This is a genomic window from Pseudoxanthomonas sp. 97-1-1, from assembly GCF_057773125.1.
Genome location: NZ_JBYMTJ010000003.1, coordinates 426293 through 444869 on the forward strand (window position 1 = coordinate 426293; position 18577 = coordinate 444869).

16 protein-coding genes are annotated in these 18577 nt (G+C 68.4%); 9 read left to right on the forward strand and 7 right to left on the reverse strand.

Features of this window, described 5'->3' with window-relative positions:
• Positions 1-80: 80 nt before the first annotated feature.
• The 7 genes from AC3DET_RS13840 to AC3DET_RS13870 form a co-directional block, all read right to left on the reverse strand.
• On the reverse strand, positions 81-2021 hold the full coding sequence (locus AC3DET_RS13840; RefSeq protein ID WP_488391996.1) for an acetyl-CoA hydrolase/transferase C-terminal domain-containing protein: 1941 nt from the start codon (positions 2019-2021) through the stop codon (positions 81-83).
• Positions 2022-2061: 40 nt separating this feature from the next.
• On the reverse strand, positions 2062-2622 hold the full coding sequence (locus AC3DET_RS13845) for a flavin reductase family protein (protein WP_488391997.1): 561 nt from the start codon (positions 2620-2622) through the stop codon (positions 2062-2064).
• A gap of 39 nt (positions 2623-2661) precedes the next feature.
• Positions 2662-3279: a molybdenum ABC transporter ATP-binding protein gene (gene modC, locus AC3DET_RS13850; protein WP_337731572.1), complete on the reverse strand. Its 618-nt coding sequence runs from the start codon at positions 3277-3279 to the stop codon at positions 2662-2664.
• Complete coding sequence (gene modB, locus AC3DET_RS13855) at positions 3279-4010, reverse strand: molybdate ABC transporter permease subunit (RefSeq protein WP_337731571.1); 732 nt, start codon at positions 4008-4010, stop codon at positions 3279-3281. The genes modC and modB overlap by 1 nt, the downstream gene beginning before the upstream one ends.
• Positions 3988-4776, reverse strand: coding sequence for a molybdate ABC transporter substrate-binding protein (gene modA, locus AC3DET_RS13860; RefSeq protein ID WP_488391998.1), 789 nt, complete (start codon positions 4774-4776; stop codon positions 3988-3990). Before modA ends, modB begins: the two co-directional genes overlap by 23 nt.
• Before the next feature lie 70 nt (positions 4777-4846).
• Positions 4847-5599, reverse strand: coding sequence for a S1/P1 nuclease (locus AC3DET_RS13865; protein ID WP_337731569.1), 753 nt, complete (start codon positions 5597-5599; stop codon positions 4847-4849).
• A 126-nt stretch (positions 5600-5725) separates the two neighbouring features.
• Positions 5726-6346: an OmpW/AlkL family protein gene (locus AC3DET_RS13870; RefSeq protein WP_192202092.1), complete on the reverse strand. Its 621-nt coding sequence runs from the start codon at positions 6344-6346 to the stop codon at positions 5726-5728.
• 165 nt (positions 6347-6511) lie between these two features.
• On the opposite strand from AC3DET_RS13870, the gene gap reads away from it, so the two are divergent.
• From gap to AC3DET_RS13915, 9 genes are all read left to right on the forward strand, one after another.
• The gene (gene gap / locus AC3DET_RS13875) at positions 6512-7516 is read left to right on the forward strand and encodes a type I glyceraldehyde-3-phosphate dehydrogenase (protein WP_488391999.1); all 1005 of its coding nucleotides are present in this window, start codon (positions 6512-6514) and stop codon (positions 7514-7516) included.
• 229 nt (positions 7517-7745) lie between these two features.
• On the forward strand, positions 7746-10466 hold the full coding sequence (locus AC3DET_RS13880) for a DUF2339 domain-containing protein (RefSeq protein WP_488392158.1): 2721 nt from the start codon (positions 7746-7748) through the stop codon (positions 10464-10466).
• Positions 10463-11815 (forward strand): DUF3999 domain-containing protein, encoded by a 1353-nt coding sequence (locus AC3DET_RS13885; RefSeq protein WP_488392000.1) that lies wholly within the window; start codon positions 10463-10465, stop codon positions 11813-11815. The genes AC3DET_RS13880 and AC3DET_RS13885 overlap by 4 nt, the downstream gene beginning before the upstream one ends.
• Before the next feature lie 72 nt (positions 11816-11887).
• A complete protein-coding gene (locus tag AC3DET_RS13890; RefSeq protein WP_488392001.1) occupies positions 11888-13063 on the forward strand; it encodes a phosphoglycerate kinase in 1176 nt (391 codons plus the stop codon).
• A complete protein-coding gene (locus tag AC3DET_RS13895; protein ID WP_488392002.1) occupies positions 13060-13701 on the forward strand; it encodes an HAD hydrolase-like protein in 642 nt (213 codons plus the stop codon). Before AC3DET_RS13890 ends, AC3DET_RS13895 begins: the two co-directional genes overlap by 4 nt.
• Before the next feature lie 276 nt (positions 13702-13977).
• Positions 13978-15447 (forward strand): pyruvate kinase, encoded by a 1470-nt coding sequence (pyk, locus tag AC3DET_RS13900; protein ID WP_192202087.1) that lies wholly within the window; start codon positions 13978-13980, stop codon positions 15445-15447.
• Between the two features lie 129 nt (positions 15448-15576).
• Positions 15577-16581 (forward strand): class I fructose-bisphosphate aldolase, encoded by a 1005-nt coding sequence (locus AC3DET_RS13905; RefSeq protein ID WP_192202085.1) that lies wholly within the window; start codon positions 15577-15579, stop codon positions 16579-16581.
• A 343-nt stretch (positions 16582-16924) separates the two neighbouring features.
• Positions 16925-17398, forward strand: a complete 474-nt coding sequence (locus AC3DET_RS13910; RefSeq protein WP_488392003.1) for a MarR family winged helix-turn-helix transcriptional regulator — start codon at positions 16925-16927, stop codon at positions 17396-17398.
• An 8-nt stretch (positions 17399-17406) separates the two neighbouring features.
• A complete protein-coding gene (locus AC3DET_RS13915; RefSeq protein WP_488392004.1) occupies positions 17407-18498 on the forward strand; it encodes an HlyD family secretion protein in 1092 nt (363 codons plus the stop codon).
• Positions 18499-18577 lie beyond the last annotated feature (79 nt).

An 18577-nucleotide genomic window follows, 5' to 3' on the forward strand; every position in this document is an offset into this window, starting at 1 on the left:
GGGACCGCGGTCGGGGCTGAAGCCCCTCCTACAGAATGCAGCTCTTGTAGGAGGGGCTTCAGCCCCGACGCCTGCAGCCATCAGCGGGTCTCCCGCAAGCCCAACGCCAGCAACTTCGCTTCGATCCGCTCACCCAGGCTTCCCGGTGCCGCCAGTCCCATGCGCACCATGGCTTCCTCGTCGTCGGTCCGCGCGCCCATCGCGCGCAGCACGATGCCCGCCTTCTTCCAAGGCGTGGCGGCATTCGCCTTCAACCAGCTCAGCGCCCTGACGATGCGCTGTTCCACATCGGTGAAATCGCTGCCCAGCGGGTAGTCCGGCAGCGTGCCGTCGTGGCGGAAGGCACGCAGGCGCGCCGACAGGTGCACGGGCGTGTTGTCGATCCAGTGCGCAGCCGGGTGGAAGCCGGTGCGCAGCTTGCCCGCGCGCTGCGCCTGTTCCATCAGTCCCCGCTGGAAACGCGTGTCGGTGATGCCGCCCATGGCGATGATGCAGTCCTCGTCGTTCTTTCCGCGCAGGTCGGCGATGCCGTACTCGTTGACGTACAGGTCGCGCAGGTGGCGCGGGATGGTCGTGTGGCCGTAGTTCCAGCGTACGTTCGATCCGGCGCTGCCGGCATCCTCGCGTACCGCGCGGAACATCAGCACGCTGCGCGCGCCGTCCAGGGCGTTCGACATGTCGATGAAGTTGTATTGCCCGCCCACGCCGGACACCACCCGCCCGTCGTCGAGGCCGTCGGAGACGGCCGCGCCCAGTACCGTCGCCATCATGCAGGAATTGAAGAAGCGCGCATCGCGGCGCTGCAGGCGTGCGAGAGTTTCCTGCCCGTGCTGCAGTTCGTTGATCATGCTTATCCGGCGCATGCCGATGGCGCGGCGCTGGTCGTCCGGCAGTTCGCGCAGCCACTCGTAGAATGCGGGCGAGCCAAGGTAGAAGGCGCCGTGCAGGTATTCGCCATCGCGCTCCAGTCGCGCATGGTCGCCCAGGTTCGCGCTGCCGTCGGCGATGCGCTGCATCAGTGCCTCGTCGTCCGCCACCTTGCGCCGGATCACGCCGGTTTCCACCAGCCGCTTGAAGCCTTCGTTGACCATCTCGCTGCAGCCATACAGGCCGATGGCGAACGGGTCGAGCCCGCCACTGGCGAGGACGGCGGGATGCCGCTCCAGTTCCGGATCCAGGGCCGCCAGCACACGCCGGTACGTGGCGTTGTCGGTATGGCGCAGCACCAGGGCATGGCTCAGTGCGTCGGCCAGCGCACCGATGCCGATCTGCAGCGTGCCGCCGTCGCGCACCAGCGTGCTGGCATACAGCCCGATGGCGTAATCCACATCCGACACCGGCTGGCGCGGCAGGCCGAACAGCATCGGATAGGGCCCCGGTGGCGTGACCACGATGTCGAAGTACGCTTCGTCCACCGCCGCCGTTCCGCCGATCCAGGGCAGCTGCGGATCCACTTCGGCCACCAGCAAGGGGCGGGGCAGGCCGCGGGCCATGACAGCATCCACGGTGTCCTGGGTCAGGTCGTTGTTGCACGACATCGAAAGTCGCGTGCCACCGGGCTCGCGCGCGACCTTCTGCACGATCACGTTGAGCGCGCGGTCGGCCAGGGCGCGCGCGACATGGGTGTAGTTGAGGCTGGCGTAATGGCGTTGCGCGGTGCTCGAACGCAGCAGGGCGCCGCCCTGCATGTAGAACTCTTCCACCTCGATGTTCGGCGGCAGCGCGTCGCGTTTCATCGCCTGCACGTAGTCCAGGCGCGGGAAGTCCCCGCCGAAGTGGCGCGCGGCGAACGGCGCCACGAAGCGGCCCTCCAGGCCTTTGCCGCCGGCGGGCGGGTCCAGCGACAGCGCGGTGTAGAGCGACCACGGGCGTGCCGGATCGCGTGCGATGCGCGCGTACAGGGCATTCAACAGGCGATGCGGCTTGCCGATGCCCAGCGGGGCGCCCATGCGCAACGGGCCCGGCGTCCGGGACAGGATCAGGTCGACGGCTTCGTCGAGCGTAGTGAGGTGCTGTGTCATGGTGCCAGCGTAACGAGCCGCGCGTTGATCGGCCATGGCCTCATTGCTCCAGCATGTCCGGACGGAACAGGCGCCGCCGCGATACCTCGCGGCCCGACACCATGAAACGGCCGTCGCCACGGTAGTGCAGGGTGCGGGGGATGCGCGGCGAGGCGGCGACGCGCGCATGCACCACGCGCCACACGAACAACGGGTAGTCGGCGGTGATGCGGGTCTCGTGCAATCGGCATTCGAACTGCGCGTGGCATTCGGCGATCCGCGGCGCATCCACCTCGCGCGAGGGCAGGGCGGTGAGGCCGAAGCGGTCGAACTTGTCCTGTTCGGCGCTGTTGCAGTTGCCGATGCGCACGACGGTGTCCAGCAGGTCTTCGGTCGGCAGGTTGATCACGCACTCGCAGCTGGCGCGTGCCAGCGCGTGGCTGCGGTTGGCGTCCCAAATGTAGGTGCCCACCAGGTCGTAGCCCAGCATCATGTGCCAGCCCAGCGTCATGATGGCGCGTTCGTTCTTGTGTGCCGTGCTGAGCAGCACGACGGGACCGGGTTCCAGGTAGCGACGTACCTGGTCCACCGGCAACTCCTTCCAGCGCTTCTGCCTGGTCATGGCGCCGCTCCAATATCGTGGCGGCAGGATACGCGCCGCTCAGTCGAGAACGTGTACGGAATCGGCGACGCGCCGCACTTCGTCCGGATGGTGGCTGACATAGACGATGGGCAGGCGGATCTCGTCGCGCACGCGCTGCAGGTACGGGATCAGTTCCTCGCGCCGGGCCTGGTCCAGTGCGGACAGCGGCTCGTCGAACAGCAGCAGCGAGGGTTGCGAGAGCAGGGCGCGGCCGATCGCCACCCGCTGCGCCTCGCCGCCCGACAGGTTGCGCGTACGGCGGGCGAGCAGGGGCGCGATGCCGAGCAGGTCCACGACGGCGTCGAAACCGAACTGCGGCGCGCCCCGTCCGCCATGACGGCCGTATTGCAGGTTCCGGCGCACATCGAGATGGGGGAACAGGCGCGCATCCTGGAAAACGTAGCCCACGCGGCGGCGATGCACGGGCACGTCGACGTGGCGCGCGCTGTCGAACAGGCAATGGCCGTCCACGTCGATGCGGCCGGCCGCCGGCGTGAGCAGCCCCGCGATGGCATTGAGCACCGAGGTCTTGCCCGCGCCCGACGGGCCGACCAGCGCGATCACGCGTGCATCGTCGTCGATGTGCACGCGACGGTGGAAGTTCCCGCGGCGCAGTTCGATGTCCAGCCGCAGCATCAGCTGTCCTCTCCCTGCCGTGTGTGGTGGCGTCGCACCAGCCATTCGGAGAACAGCAGCGCGGCCAGCGAGATCACCACGGCCACGGCCGCCAGGCGCCAGATGCCGGCTTCGCCACCCGGCACCTGCATCAGGCCGTAGATCGCCGACGACAGCGTCTGTGTTTCGCCGGGAATGTTCGACACGAAGGTGATGGTGGCGCCGAATTCCCCCAGCGCCTTGGCGAACGCCAGCACGCTGCCGGCGACCAGGCCGGGCCAGGCCAGCGGGAGGGTGATGGTGAAGAACACGCGCCACGGGCCGGCGCCGAGGGTGGAGGCGGCCTGCTCCAGCCGGCGGTCGGTGGCTTCCAGCGAGAGCCGGATCGAACGCACCATCAATGGAAATCCCATCACGGCGCACGCCAGTGCCGCACCGGTCCACCGGAACGCGAACACGATGCCGAGCTGTTCCTGCAGGAAGCGGCCGACAGTTCCCTGCGTGCCCAGCGTCACCAGCAACGCGTAACCCATCACCACCGGCGGCAGCACCAGCGGCAGGTGCACGACGGCGTCCAGGAGTGCCTTGCCGGGAAAGCGCGTGCGCGCCAGCAGCCAGCCGACGAGGACACCGAAGGGCAGGCTCGCCAGGGCCGCCACCAGCGCCACCTTCAGGCTGAGCCGGATCGCGGTGAGTTCTTCCGGGCTGAAGACGTCGAACACGTCGGCGTCAGTCCTTCGTCGTGAAGCCATGCCGCGCGAAGATCGCATCGGCAGCGGGTGACGCCAGCCATTGCACGAAGGGCGTCGCCCGTGCCGTACGCGGGCCCCGCAGCGCAGCCACGGGATACACGATGGGAGGATGCGAATCCTCCGGGAACGTCGCCAGCACGCGCACGGCCGGCTCGGCCTTCGCATCCGAGGCGTACACGATGCCGAGCGGCGTCTCGCCGCGTGCCACCAGCATCAATGCCGCGCGCACGCTTTCCGATTCGGCCAGGCGCGCCTTGACGCCGTTCCAGAGCGACAGCGACTCCAGCGATGCGCGGGCGTATTTGCCTGCCGGGACCGTCGCGGTCTGCCCCACGGCGAGGCGGCCCTGGCCCAGTGCGGCCAGCAGTGTCGCCGGGCGCTTCAGGTCCACGCTTGCCTGGCGCGCTTTCGGTGCGACCAGCACCAGCTGGTTGCCCAGCAGGTCCCGCCGCGTGGCGACCTGCAGCTTGCCGCGCTGCTGCAGGTAGTCCATCCATTCCAGGTCGGCGGAGAAGAACACGTCTGCCGGTGCGCCTTGTCCGATCTGGCGCGCGAGCGCGGAACTGGCGGCGTAGGACACGCGGACCGATACCCCCGTCTGCTTCTGGTAGGCCGCTGCGGCCTCGTCCAGCGATTCCTTCAGGCTGGCGGCGGCGAACACGGTGAGCGGTGCGTCGTCCTGCGCCTGCACGGCAGGGGCAATGAAGGTGGCCGCGAGCAGGGCCAGTGCAGCGGATGCTCGGCGGAGCGACGTGGGCAGGTTCATGCGAACGACTCCTGGGGGAACGGACTATTCGATGATCTTCGGCAGTGAGCGGTGAGCGGTGAGCAGGAGGTCAGTGATGGTCGAGGGCCTTGTTCAGCACGGCAGCCAATGCCGCGCCGCCTGCCCGAAGCTGGCGTTCGGCCACCGGCAGGTGCTGGTCGACGTAGCGCTGCTCGAGTTTCGCGCGAGGCGGATAGAAACCGGGCTGGGTCGCCACGCGGCACGATTGCTCGGCCCAGGCGGGCGAGGGCGGCGGCAGGGTGATCGTGTCGAGGGATGGCTTCGGCAGCGCGCGAAGATGGCGCAGGTAGTCGGCTTCGCTGCGGCCGGTGGATGCCAGCATGCGACTGTCCCAGAGGGTGTGCAGGTTGGTGCCGCGTCCGTTCCAGTTCACCTGCACATCGTTGCCGCCCTTGTCGTGCGCGTAGCCTGCATGCAGCGGCTGGTGCACGTCGCCGACGAAATGCACGACGAACTTCAGCGCCTGCACGCGTTCGGCGCGTGTGCGCCGGGTGTCCGCGAGGATCGCGGTCTGTGCCCTGATGGCTTCCACCACGCAGTTGCCGCCCGGGCAGTCGCGCGGCTGCTCGTAGACGCAGTCATGCTCACCGATGTTGACGAAGTGCCAGCGTGCGGTCTTGCGGCCGAGGACCGGATCGTTTTCGCGCAGGTCGTCGGCCCAGCTGGCGACGCCGGCGAGCGTCGGATCCGGTTCTCCCTGCAGCAGGGCTTCGACCTGGCGTCGCGTATCCGGCGCCAGGTCATCCCATGCCAGCAGCGCCACCAGCCGATGGCCGAGGGGGCCCCACGCATGCGCAGGCATGGGAAGCAGCGCGAGAGCAAAGGAGAGGGCGAGGGAGGCGGCAAAAAAGAGAGGACGGACCATGCCGGTACTTTAACCGACACGGGCCGTCCCCATTTGACCTCGTCAGGCGATGCGGCTATCTGCTCAGAACTTCACGACATACGCCACGCCGTAGACCAGCGGGTCGATGTTGGCGGTGCCGAGCTTGGCGCCATCGACCTTGACGTCGGAGTCGATGTCGATCCAGCGCGCATCCACGCGCACGGCGCCGCGTTCACTGACCTTGATGTCCATGCCGACATGTGCGGCCAGGCCCCAGGAATCGCCCAGCTTGAGGTCGGTGCCTGCGAGCGCGCCCTTGGTGTCTTCGCTGAAGAACGTGGTGTAGTTCAGGCCGGCGCCGAGGAAGGGCGAGACCTTGCCCTTGCCGTTGAAGTGGTACTGCAGCGAGACGGTCGGCGGCAGGTGCTTGGTGCTGCCCACCGTGCCGACGCCGTCCACGGCGATGTCGTGCTTGAACGGCAGCGCGGCGAGCACTTCCAGGCCCAGGTTGTCGCGCAGGAAATACTCGAAGGTGATGGTCGGCTTGACGTCGCTGTCGATGTCCAGCGGCAGCGTGCCGCCGGCCAGCGAGCCGTTGTCGGACTTGGGGTTCACCTGGTGCGCGCCCACGCCCAGCGTCCACTCGCCCTTGGACTGGGCGAAGGCGGGAACGGCGGCGCCCAGTGCGAGGGCGATGGCAATCGGGATCAGGGTCTTCTTCATGATGGTGACGCTCGTTGGAATGTGGTGCCAGTCTCTGCCCGTGCATCCGGCGCCGCCTTGATCCTGATCAATGCCCGTGCGGCGGCGCCGCGGGGGCGGCCTGTTAGAATGGCGGCCCCCGTCAACCCCGCCGCGCCGCGCGCGTGGCCGCAGGAGTCCTGAGCAATGTCGATCAAGGTGGGTATCAATGGCTTCGGCCGCATCGGGCGCAACGTGCTGCGTTCCGCCGTGCAGAATTTCGGCAACGACATCGAGGTCGTCGCCATCAACGATCTGCTGGAACCGGACTACCTGGCGTACATGCTGCAGTACGACTCCGTGCACGGCCGGTTCGACGGCGACGTGAAGGTCGAGGACGGCGCGCTGTTCGTCAACGGCAAGAAAATCCGCCTGACCCAGGAGCGCGATCCGGCCAACCTGAAGTGGGACGAGGTTGGCGCGGATGTCGTCATCGAATCCACCGGTCTGTTCCTCGACAAGGTCACTGCGCAGAAGCACCTCGATGCCGGCGCGAAGAAGGTCATCCTGTCGGCCCCGTCGAAGGACGACACGCCGATGTTCGTCTACGGCGTCAACGACAAGACCTACAACGGCGAGGCGATCATTTCCAACGCCTCGTGCACCACCAACTGCCTGGCACCGATCGCCAAGGTGCTGCACGACAAGTGGGGCATCAAGCGTGGCCTGATGACCACCGTGCACGCGGCGACCGCGACGCAGAAGACCGTCGACGGCCCAAGCAACAAGGACTGGCGCGGCGGCCGCGGCATCCTGGAGAACATCATTCCGTCGTCCACCGGTGCGGCCAAGGCCGTCGGCGTGGTGATCCCCTCGCTCAACAAGAAGCTGACCGGCATGTCGTTCCGCGTGCCGACCAGCGACGTGTCGGTGGTCGACCTGACCGCCGAACTCGAGAACCCGGCCACGTACGACGAGATCAAGGCCGAGATGAAGGCGCAGAGCCAGGGCGCACTGAAGGGCATCCTGGGCTACACCGAGGACAAGGTGGTCGCCACCGACTTCCGCGGCGATACCCGCACCTCCATCTTCGACGCCGAGGCCGGCATCGCGCTGGATCCGACCTTCGTGAAGATCGTCAGCTGGTACGACAACGAGTGGGGCTACTCCAACAAGTGCCTGGAAATGGTCCGCGTGGTCGCGGGCAAGTAAGCCGTACCAGGCCGGTTTGACGCACGGGCGCCTCAGGGCGCCCGTGTCGTTTCCGGGTATTGCGAGGTGATACCCGGCGCGCTGTCCGCCATCACCCTCGGATCGGAATCTTGCAAATCCCCGGGCCATGCCCGAGGCTGCGGGCGCGGCTGCATGGACGGCCGCAGGACGCGGCGTTCCGCGTCCTTGCACCGGAAACACGCACAGGCGAGGTCGGGGAATGGATGACGTGGTCGGGTTGTTGGTGCTGGTGGGGCTGGCCGTACTGGCGATGCCGGTGCTGCTCATCGTCGCGCTGGTGGCGGTCAGCGGGCTGAAGCGCCGCGTGGCAATGCTCGAGGATCAGGTGACCCAGTTGCGCAGTGCGCGCGCGACCGAACCTGCACCCGCCCCCGCGCGCGCCGCTGCGCCCGCACCCACGGTGCAGGCTGCGGTAGCGGAGGAAGGTCCCACGCTGGCGGACCTGACGCGCGAACCCGCGCCACCCCGTCCGGCGCCCACCGCCACAACGCCGCCGTCGCGCCCGGCCGGGCCACCGCCCATTCCGCCGTCGCCACGCCCCGAGGCCTATCAGCAGCCTGCGCCGTCGATGCCGCCGCGTCCGGCTGCACCGTCGCGCCCCGACTTCGCGACGAAAGCCGTGCGCGCAGTGCAACGCTGGTTCACCGTCGGCAACGTGCCGGTGAAGATCGGTGTGCTGGTGCTGTTCGCCGGCGTGGCGGCATTGTTGAAATACGGCGCCGACCAGGGCTGGTTCACCCTCCCGCCCGAGCTTCGCCTGGCCGGGATCGCGGCGGCCGCACTCGGCGCGCTGGCGTTCGCGTGGCGCAAGCGCGAGAGCAATCGCACGTTCGCGCTCAGCCTGCAGGGCGGCGCCATCGGCGTGCTGCTGCTGGTGGTGTTTGCGGCGTTCAAGATCTTCGGCCTGATGCCTGCCGGTGCCGCGTTCGCGCTGAGCATCGTGCTGGTGGCCGGCGCGGGCATGCTCGCGGTGCTGCAGGATGCCAGGTCGCTCGCGGTGTTCGCGCTGCTGGCGGGCTTCCTGGCGCCCATCTGGCTGTCGACGGGAAGTGGCAACCACGTGGCGCTGTTCTCGTACTACGCAGTGCTCAATGCGGCCATCGTGGGCATTGCCTGGTACAAGTCGTGGCGCGTGCTCAACCTGCTCGGCTTCGTCTTCACCTTCGGCATCGGCACGGCGTGGGGCCTGTTCGACTATGCGCCGGAGAAGTACGCCACCACGCAGCCGTTCCTGGCGTTGTTCTTCGTCTTCTACCTGCTCATCCCGTTGCTGTTCGCGCGACGGCAGCCGGCGAGTCGGCGCGACTTCATCGACGGCTGCCTGGTGTTCGGCATGCCGCTGGTCGTGTTCTCGCTGCAGGCCGGCCTCATGCAGGGCGGCACGTTCGAGGACAGCCGGCTGCCGCTGGCGTTCTGTGCGCTGGGCCTGGGCGTGCTGTACGCGGGATTGTCGTGGCTGCTGCGTCGCCGCGAGAGCTACGACACGCTCGCGCACTCCTACGCGCTGCTGGCGATCGGCTTCGCCACATTGGCGGTACCGCTGGCGTTGTCGGCGCAGGCCACGGCTTGCGTGTTCGCGCTCGAGGGCGCGGCGCTGGCGTGGCTGGGCCTGCGGCAGTCGCGGCTGTTGCCGCAGCTGACCGGCGCGGGGCTGCAACTCGCGGCGGCGGTGGCGTTCTTCATCGCGAGCGCGGATGCGGCGTCCGGGTATGCGCCAACGGCCATGCCGATGTTCGCGAATGCCGCGTTCATGAGCGCGTTGCTGATCGCCGTTGCCGGTTTCGCCAGTGCATGGGCGTACCGCGGCCGCTTCGGTGGTGTGGCGCTGCTGTATTACCTCTGGGGCCTGGCCTGGTGGCTGGGCAACGGTGCGGTCGAGATCCTGACCCACCTCGGCCACCGCAACGAACCCGACGCGATGCTGGCCTTCGCCGCACTGACCGGTTGGCTGGCAGCGGAAGTGCACCGCCGACGTCCCGCCACCGCACTGGCGTGGACCACGCTGGCCGCGTTGGCCTCGGCCGTGCCGCTGGCCCTGTGGCAGTCCGGCGCGCACCAGCAGCCGTTCGCCGGTCACGGTGGCTGGGCGTGGCTGGCTTACGCGGTGCTCGGCGTGCGCAGCCTGATGTGCCTGCGCGACAGCGAACATCGCCTGGCCGGCGCCGCACAGTTCGTGTGGTGGCTGGTGTGGCCGCTGGTGGCCAGCCTGTTGCTGGCATGGCTGCCCGAACACGTGGAAGGCATGGGTGACGGCTGGCAGGCGGGCCTCATCGCGCTGCCATGGCTGGTCGTCGTGGCGTTCGCGCTGTTCCGCTGGCACTGGCTGGCCGCGCCGCTGGGCGGGCGCTTCGACGCCTGGCGTACGCCGTTGCTGGGCACGCTGTTCGCCGCGCTGGGGCTGTGGTGGATGGGGTCGCTGTTCGTGGCCGGTGGCGCCGCCCCGTTGCCGTGGATTCCCGTGCTGAATCCGATGGAGCTGGCGCAGCTCGCCACGCTGGTGCTGCTGCTGCGCTGGTGGATGCCGGAAGCCCGCGTGCTGCCGCCGACGCAGATCGTCCTGCTGTCCACGCTGGCATTCGTCTGGATCACCTCCGTGGTGCTGCATGCCGTCCACCATTGGGGTGGGGTGCCTTGGAGCGACAGCTTGATCTCCGGCAGCCTGGCGCAGACCAGTCTGACGGTCACCTGGAGCGTGCTGGGCGTGCTGGGCTGGGTGATCGGTTCGCGTCGCGGCCAGCGCATGCTGTGGCTGGGCGGTGCGGTATTGATGGCCGTGGTACTGGCGAAGCTGGTGTTCGTGGACCGCCAGCACCTGGGCAACCTGCTGGGCATCGGCTCATTCATGGCCTATGGCCTGCTGTGCACCGTGGTGGGTTATCTGGCGCCGGCGCCGCCGCGTCGGTCGGGACAGGAGGAGGCCGCCGCATGAAGACGTTCCTGGTGATGCTGTTGCTGCTGCCGGCCACCGCGCTGGCGCAGACGCCCGCGTCCTACGCCAAGCGTTGGCCGCTGGTGCTGTCCGGCGAGCAGGCCGGCGCGTACCGGGTGGTGCTGGATCGCGAGGTCTACGCCACCACGGCATGGCCCGACCTGCGCGACGTGGACGTGCTGGATGCGAACGGCAAGCCGGTGGCAGCCGCGTTGTTCGGGCCCGAACAACCGACGGCGCTGCCCGCGCGACGCATCGTGGTGCCGTGGTTCGCGCTGCCGGCAACGCCACAGGACGCCGGCACCTCGTCGCGCGTGTCGGCGCAGTTCGGTGAGAACGGACGCATCGTTCGTATCGAGGCCGACAGCGCGGGCACGGGAACCACGGCGCCCGCGCGCGCCTTCCTGGTGGACCTGAGCGGGGTCCGCGACAGCATGGAAGCGCTGGAAATCACCTGGGATCCGGGCACCCCGCGCGAGGCGAGCTACCGCGTGGAAGGCAGTCAGGACCTGCAGGCATGGGAGGTGCTGCAGGCACGTGCGACGCTGGTCGAACTGCAGCGCGGGCCACAGCGCCTGCTGCGCGACGAAGTGCCGATCAACGGCGGCTTCCGCTATGTCCGTTTCGTGCCGCTGGACGCATCGCCCGCGCTGCCCATCCGCCAGGTGCGCGTGCGTCTGGACGCCGAGCACCTGCAGCAGGCGGTGCAGTGGTCGGAACTCCAGGGGCGCAGGACATCCGAGCAGGGCGTGGAGAGCTACGTCTACCAGGGCGATGGACGTTACCCGATCGCGCTCGCCGACCTGGCGATGGACGACTACGCCGTGGGCGAATGGACGCTGGAGAGTCGCGACGCGACCGACGCACCCTGGCGCCTGCGTGCCGGCCCTTGGGTGGCCTATCGCGTGGGCGGCGACCGGCCCAGTGCATCGCCCGAACAACCCCTGGCCAGCGGCCCCGCGCGCGACCGCTATTGGCGCCTGCGCAGTCGCGGCGCGCTGCCGGAACAGGCGCCCACGCTGCGCCTGGGGTATCGCCCGGAAGTGATGGTCTTCCTTGCGCAGGGCACGCCGCCTTACGCGCTGGTGGCGGGAAGCGCAGCGGCGCGTCGCGCCACGGTGCCGATGCCGGAACTGCTCGATGCACTGCGTCGCGATCGGGGTGCCGAGTGGCAACCTTCGCCCGCCTACCTCGCCACTTCCGCATCGCTGGCCGGCGATGCCGCGCTGGTGCCGCCGCCGACTCCGCGCGACTGGAAGGCCTGGTTGTTGTGGGCGCTGCTGGTGCTGGGCGCAGGGCTGGTGGCGGCATTCGCCTTCAGCCTGCTCCGCAACCGTCCACCCGCGTAGTCCAGGCGTTCGTTTGCGGCACGGATGGGCAGGCGGGACAATGAGCATCTTCCCCGCTGCCCAGGACCCAAGATGCCCATCGTCCGCATGACCGACCTCGACCTCGCCGGCAAGCGCGTGCTGATCCGCCAAGATCTGAACGTGCCCATCGACGATGGCCGCATCACCTCCGAGCAGCGCATCACCGCCTCCCTGCCCACGCTGAAACTGGCGTTGCAGAAAGGCGCGGCGGTGATGGTCACCTCGCACCTGGGCCGACCGAAGGAAGGCGTGTGGAGCGAAGCCGACTCGCTGGCGCCGGTGGCCGCGCGCCTGTCCGAACTGCTCGGCGTTGACGTGCCGCTGGTGAAGGACTGGGTGGACGGCGTGGACGTGCGGCCGGGCCAGGTCGTCCTGCTCGAGAACTGCCGCATGAACATCGGCGAAGGCAAGGATGACGAAGCGCTGTCGAGGAAGTACGCGGCGCTGTGCGACGTGTTCGTGATGGATGCCTTCGGCACGGCGCACCGAGCGCAGGCGTCCACGCACGGCGTGATCCGTTTCGCTGCGGTGGCGGCCGGCGGCCCGCTGCTCATGGCCGAGCTGGATGCGCTCGACAAGGCGCTCGCCAGCCCTGCGCGCCCGCTGCTGGCCATCGTCGCCGGCAGCAAGGTCTCCACCAAGCTGGAGCTGTTGACCAGCCTGGTCGGCAAGGTCGACCAGCTGATCGTCGGCGGCGGCATCGCCAACACCTTCATCGCCGCGGAAGGCCATGCCGTGGGCAAGTCGCTGTACGAGGCCGACCTGATCGACACCGCCAGGAAGATCGACGCCGACGCGAAGGCGCGTGGCGCCGAGATCCCGCTGCCGACCGACGTGGTGGTCGCCACGGCGTTCGCCGCCGATGCGCCGGCGACGGTGAAGGCCGTCAACGCGGTCGCGGCCGACGAGTTGATCCTCGACATCGGTCCGCAGACCGCACAGCGCTATGCCGGACTGATCAAGTCGGCCGGCACGGTGGTGTGGAACGGGCCCGTGGGCGTGTTCGAGTTCGACGCCTTCGGCAAGGGCACCGAGACGCTGGCGCGTGCAATCGCGCAATCCGGCGCATTTTCCATCGCCGGTGGCGGTGACACACTCGCGGCAGTGGACAAGTACGGCATCGCCGGTGACGTCAGCTACATCTCCACCGGCGGCGGCGCATTCCTGGAGTTCCTGGAAGGCAAGACGCTGCCCGCCGTCGCAGCGCTGGAGGCACGCGGTCAGTGAGTCGTGCCGCGCTGTTCTTCGATCTCGACGGTACGCTGATCGATTCGGCCGTCGGGATCACGCGCTGCATCGCGCATGCACTGACGCAGCTGGAGCACCCGATACCGACGGAGGCCGAGCTGCGCGGCTGGATCGGCCCGTCGCTGCGGACCAGTTTCATGCCGCTGCTGGGCGACCCGGCGAAGGTCGAAGCGGCGGTCGAGCTGTACCTCGAGCGCTTCGAGTCGCACGGGTGGCTGGAGCACCAGGTCTACGCCGGTATCGGCGAGGCGATCGAACGGTTGCGTGCCGACGGCCACCGGCTGGCGGTGGTCACCGCGAAGAACGAGCTGCATGCGCGCAAGATCCTCGCGCACCTGCCGTTCGGCCAGCATTTCGAGGACATCATCGGCGCCACTGCTGATGGCCGGTTGAGCCACAAGAAGGACCTGATTGGCGAAGCATTGCGACGCCTGTCGCTGGCACCGGGGGCGTGCTGGATGATCGGGGATCGCCACATGGACATCGACGGTGCGCGCCATCACGGCATGCGCAGTGTCGGCGTGTTGTGGGGATTCGGTGGCGAACAGGAGCTGCGTGAGGCCGGCGCCAGCCACCTCGCGGACGCGCCCGACCAATTGCGGCCATTGTTCGCCTGAGCCGGAACGCGTGCGGTCAAACGCGCGTTTCATCGCTCGGTTTTTTGCGCACTCGGGTGTGCGTGCGCAGCATGCGGCTTGCACGCAGAGACCAAAAAAATACCAGTCGCGCGTGTGCGCGGATCACCAGGAAAGTGCTTTGAAACAGCGCTTTCCTCGCGCCACACCCTGTGCGCGGAGGGCTGTCCCGGGACAGCGGCATGACGTGGGGAATGTCAGTCGTTCCGAAGAAGTTTCGCTGTGGTAGCGTTTGCGCGATCACAGGGAATCCGCATCATGACCGAACGCCAGCGCCGCACCAAGATCCTCGCCACCCTCGGACCGGCGACGGACCCGCCCGGCGTGCTCGAGGAATTGTTCCGTGCCGGCGTCAACGTGGTGCGCCTGAACTTCTCCCACGGTGATCCCTCGGGCCAGGCCAAGCGCGCCGCAGCGGTGCGTCTGGCGGCTCAGCGCGTGGGCGCGGAGGTCGGCATCCTCGCCGACCTGCCAGGACCGAAGATCCGCGTCGAACGGTTCGCCGAAGGCAAGGTGGTGCTGAAGACCGGCGACCGCTTCGACCTGGTGGCCAGTGTCGACGCGCCCCCGGGCGATGCCTCGCAGGTGGGCGTCAGCTACCTCGGCCTGCCGGGCGACGTGGAAGCGGGTGATGTCCTGCTGCTGGACGACGGCTTGATGCAGTTGCAGGTGGTGAAGGTCGATGGCGAGCGCATCGTCTGCACCGTGCTCAACGACGGCGTGCTGTCCGACCGCAAGGGCTTGAACAAGCAGGGCGGCGGCCTGTCGCTGGGCGCGCTGACCGAGCGCGACCGCGAGCTGATCGCCTACGTGGCCGAGAACATCGGCGTGGACTTCATCGCCGTGTCGTTCTGCCGCAATGCCGACGACATGAACGAGGCGCGCCGCATCGCGCGGGAGCATGGTTGCGATGCGGCCTTGGTCTCCAAGATCGAACGCACCGAGGCGATCGAGAACCTGGCCGAGATCGTCGACGCCAGCGACGTGGTGATGGTGGCGCGCGGCGACCTGGGCGTGGAGATCGGCGATGCCGAGCTGCCCGGCCTGCAGAAGAAGATCATCCGGGAGTCGCTGGCGCGCAACAAGGTGGTGATCACTGCCACCCAGATGCTGCAGTCGATGGTGGACAGCCCGATCCCCACGCGCGCCGAAGTGCTGGACGTGGCGAACGCCGTCATCGACGGCACCGACGCAGTGATGCTGTCGGCGGAAACCGCTGCGGGCAGTTATCCCGTGCGCGCGGTGGAGGCGATGGCACGCATCTGCCTCGGCGCCGAGAAGCAGTTCGAGATGGACACAGATTTTGAGAAGGCGCCGCGCAACCTCGAGCGCGCCGACCAGGCCATCGCGATGGCGACGATGTTCCTCTCCGAGCACATCGGCGTGCGCGCGATCGTGGCGATGACCGAATCCGGCGGTACCGCGCGCTTCCTGTCGCGCTTCCGTTCCAATGCGCCGATCTACGCGTTCTCGCGCCACGACGGCGCACGCCGCAAGATGGCGATGATCCGCGACGTGTTCCCCATCGCCTTCGACAGCCGTGGGCTTGCGCCCCGTGAGGCCGCGCGCGATGCGATGCGCGTGCTGCACGACCGAGAGCTGCTGGCCGAGGGCGACCGCGTGATCTTCACCAGCGGCGACCACATGGAGAAGCACGGCGCCACCAATACCCTTCGCCTGCTGCAGATGGGCGAGCGCGGCAAGGCCGAGGGGCTGGGCGAGCTGTAACCGCTTTCCCGGGATTCCCGCCGCGTCCGGATCCGGGCGCGTTGCGGCGCGTCCGTCGTCATGGTTGCCCGCTGCCGGCGCGGCGCGGGCTACAATTGGTATCTTTCCCGCCGCTTCCCCAGGAACCCCATGAGCATCGAACAGCTTGCCGAAACCGCCCAGGCCATGGTGGCCGCGGGCAAGGGCATCATCGCGATCGACGAGTCCACCACCACCATCGCCAAGCGGTTCGAGGGCGTGGGCATCGAGAACACGGAAGAGAACCGTCGCGCCTACCGCGAGCTGTTGCTCACCACGCCGAAGCTGTCGGACTACATCTCCGGCGCGATCCTATTCGACGAGACCCTGCGCCAGTCCACCAAGGACGGCGTGCCGTTCGCCAAGTACATGAGCGACAACGGGATCATTCCCGGCATCAAGGTCGACAAGGGCACGCATGCCCTGGCCGGCTGCCCGGGCGAAGTGGTCACCGAAGGCCTGGACGGCCTGCGTGACCGCCTGAAGGAGTACTACAAGCTCGGCGCGCGCTTCGCCAAGTGGCGCGCGGTGATCACCATCGGCGAAGACATCCCGTCCGGCACCTGCATCGAGGCCAACGCGCACGCGCTGGCCCGTTATGCGGCGCTCTGTCAGGAATGCGGCCTGGTGCCGATGGTGGAACCCGAAGTGCTGATGGACGGCGACCACAACATCGAGGTCTGCTACGAAGTGACCGAAGCCGTGCTGCGCTCGCTGTTCGGTGCGCTGTACGAGCAGAACGTGCTGCTGGAAGGCACCATCCTGAAGGCCTCGATGGTCATCGCCGGCAAGGACTGCGAAGAGCAGGCCGACGTCGACGAAGTGGCCGAGTCGACCGTCATGTGCCTGAAGAGCACCGTGCCGGCGATCCTGCCGGGCGTGGTGTTCCTGTCCGGCGGCCAGACCGACGAGCAGTCGACCGCCCACCTCAACGCCATGAACCAGCTGGGCAACCTGCCGTGGCCGCTGAGCTTCTCCTACGGCCGTGCCATGCAGCAGGCCGCGCTGAAGCTGTGGTCGCAGGACCTGAAGGGCAACTTCGCCAAGGCGCAGGCCGTGGTCTATGAGCGCGCCAAGGAGAATGGCCTGGCCGCGCTGGGCAAGTGGGAAGGGTAAGCGCCCGCGCCACCGTGCAGTGATCGCGACGCCGGCCTTGTGCCGGCGTCGTCGTTTCCGAGGGTCGGAATCCGGAATCCGGCGGTGGCGTCCATTTCCCCGACCGTCATTCCCGCACGGGCGGGAACCCGGCGCCTTCGGCTGCGGTGCATGAAAGGCGCGGGAACGAGGACCCCTCTGTCGCTTGGCCCGGGCATCCATCCCGTCAAGGAGTGAGGGGATGGTCTCGTCATGCGGGGAGCGAGCGGTTCGTTCCTGAAACACTGGCCCGTGACGAAAGCGCGGCTGAACGGAATTCTCTGCCTTGAACATTATTGCTTAGGCATCTATATCATAGGCACCCATGAGCACTGTAAACGCCAAGAGCACCATCGGTTACCTCATCGCGGACCTCAGCCGGCTGTTCGGTCGCGTGTTCGACCGGCGCGCCGCGCACCTGGGCCTGACCCGCGTGCAGTGGCGCGCGCTCAAACGGATCCACCAGAGCGAAGGCATCACCCAGTCAGAGCTGGCCGACCTGCTCGACATGGAGCCGATCGCCGTCGGACGCGTGCTGGATCGCCTGCAGAAGGCCGGCTTCATCGAACGCCGCAGCGACCCGGACGACCGCCGCGTATGGCGCCTGCACCTGTTGCCGCAATCCGACGCGGTGATGCACGACATCGAAGCCGTCGCCGTCTCCGTACGCGAGGACTGCCTGGTCGGCGTCGATGCCGATGAATTGGCGACGACCCTGAAGGTGCTCGGCCAGATCCGCGAAAACCTTTCCCAGCTCGACCGCGCCAGCCGCGGCGAATCCTCCCTCCGCAAGAGCTGACCCCCACCATGACCAGCAAGATCAACCAGGCCGGCGAAAACGCGGCCACCCCCTCCGCTCCCAAGCGCCGCCGCGTGCCCGTGTGGCTGTGGGTGGCCGGCCCGCTGGCCGTCGCCGGCTTCTTCGGCTGGGAGTACCTCGCCTCGCAGCGCGAAGTGAGTACCGACAACGCCTACATCAAGGCCGAGCGCATCCTGATCGCGCCGCAGGTCGGCGGCCGCGTGGTCGAAGTCGCCGTGCAGCAGAACCAGCCGGTGAAGAAGGGCGACCTGCTTTTCCGCATCGATGCCGATCCGCTGACGATCGCGGTCGCGCAGAACGAAGCGCTGGTCGCGCGCATGGCCAATTCGGCCAGCGCCAGCCGCGCCAAGGTCGTCGGCACCGGCACCTCGATCCAGGCCGCGCGCGAGACGCTGGCGTGGGCGCAGCGCGATTTCCAGCGCATGCAGCAGCTCGCCGGCCAGCAACTGGTGTCGCGCAAGATGCTGGACGACGCGCGCCACGCCGTGGCCGAAGCGCGCACCGACCTGGGCGACGCCATCGCCACGCAATCCGAAGCCACCGCTTCGCTGAGCGGCAGCCCGGGTACGCCTACGCAGGACCTGCCCGAGTATCGCGCCGCGATGGCGATGCTGGCCAAAGCCAGGCTGGACCTGGCGCACGCCGAAGTGCGCGCGCCCGCGGACGGCATCGTCGGCCTGCACGACCTTCAGGTGGGCGAGTACATCAACGTCGGCCAGTCGGCGATGCCGCTGGTCGCCACCTCGCCGATCTGGGTGGAAGCCAACTTCAAGGAAACCGAGCTGACAAAGATGCAGGTCGGCCAGGCCGCGACGATCGAAGTCGACTCCTACCCCGGCGTGAAGTGGAAGGCGCACGTGGCCTCCATCGCACCCGCCTCCGGCGCCGAGTTCAGCGTGCTGCCGCCGCAGAACGCGACCGGCAACTGGGTGAAGATCGTGCAGCGCATCCCGGTGCGCCTGGAGATCGACAGCGCCGCCGCCGATGCGCCGCAGCTGCGCGCCGGCATGAGCGCCGACGTGCATGTTGAACTGCGCGAGGGCGGTACCGCCTCCAGCCGCGCCACTGCCGCGCGCTGAGTTCCTTTCCATGTCATCCCGGGCGTGCGCGGATGCGGGCGAGGGCACTGTGGTGGGGCCCGGCCCCGCTGACGCCGCG

Coding starts and splice junctions, on each gene's coding strand:
- AC3DET_RS13840 (WP_488391996.1), bottom strand. CDS start 2,021: ATGACACAGCACCTCACTACGCTCGACGAAGCCGTCGACCTGATCCTG.
- AC3DET_RS13845 (WP_488391997.1), bottom strand. CDS start 2,622: ATGACCAGGCAGAAGCGCTGGAAGGAGTTGCCGGTGGACCAGGTACGT.
- modC (WP_337731572.1), bottom strand. CDS start 3,279: ATGCTGCGGCTGGACATCGAACTGCGCCGCGGGAACTTCCACCGTCGC.
- modB (WP_337731571.1), bottom strand. CDS start 4,010: ATGGCTTCACGACGAAGGACTGACGCCGACGTGTTCGACGTCTTCAGC.
- modA (WP_488391998.1), bottom strand. CDS start 4,776: ATGAACCTGCCCACGTCGCTCCGCCGAGCATCCGCTGCACTGGCCCTG.
- AC3DET_RS13865 (WP_337731569.1), bottom strand. CDS start 5,599: ATGCCTGCGCATGCGTGGGGCCCCCTCGGCCATCGGCTGGTGGCGCTG.
- AC3DET_RS13870 (WP_192202092.1), bottom strand. CDS start 6,346: ATGAAGAAGACCCTGATCCCGATTGCCATCGCCCTCGCACTGGGCGCC.
- gap (WP_488391999.1), top strand. CDS start 6,512: ATGTCGATCAAGGTGGGTATCAATGGCTTCGGCCGCATCGGGCGCAAC.
- AC3DET_RS13885 (WP_488392000.1), top strand. CDS start 10,463: ATGAAGACGTTCCTGGTGATGCTGTTGCTGCTGCCGGCCACCGCGCTG.
- AC3DET_RS13890 (WP_488392001.1), top strand. CDS start 11,888: ATGCCCATCGTCCGCATGACCGACCTCGACCTCGCCGGCAAGCGCGTG.
- pyk (WP_192202087.1), top strand. CDS start 13,978: ATGACCGAACGCCAGCGCCGCACCAAGATCCTCGCCACCCTCGGACCG.
- AC3DET_RS13905 (WP_192202085.1), top strand. CDS start 15,577: ATGAGCATCGAACAGCTTGCCGAAACCGCCCAGGCCATGGTGGCCGCG.
- AC3DET_RS13910 (WP_488392003.1), top strand. CDS start 16,925: ATGAGCACTGTAAACGCCAAGAGCACCATCGGTTACCTCATCGCGGAC.
- AC3DET_RS13915 (WP_488392004.1), top strand. CDS start 17,407: ATGACCAGCAAGATCAACCAGGCCGGCGAAAACGCGGCCACCCCCTCC.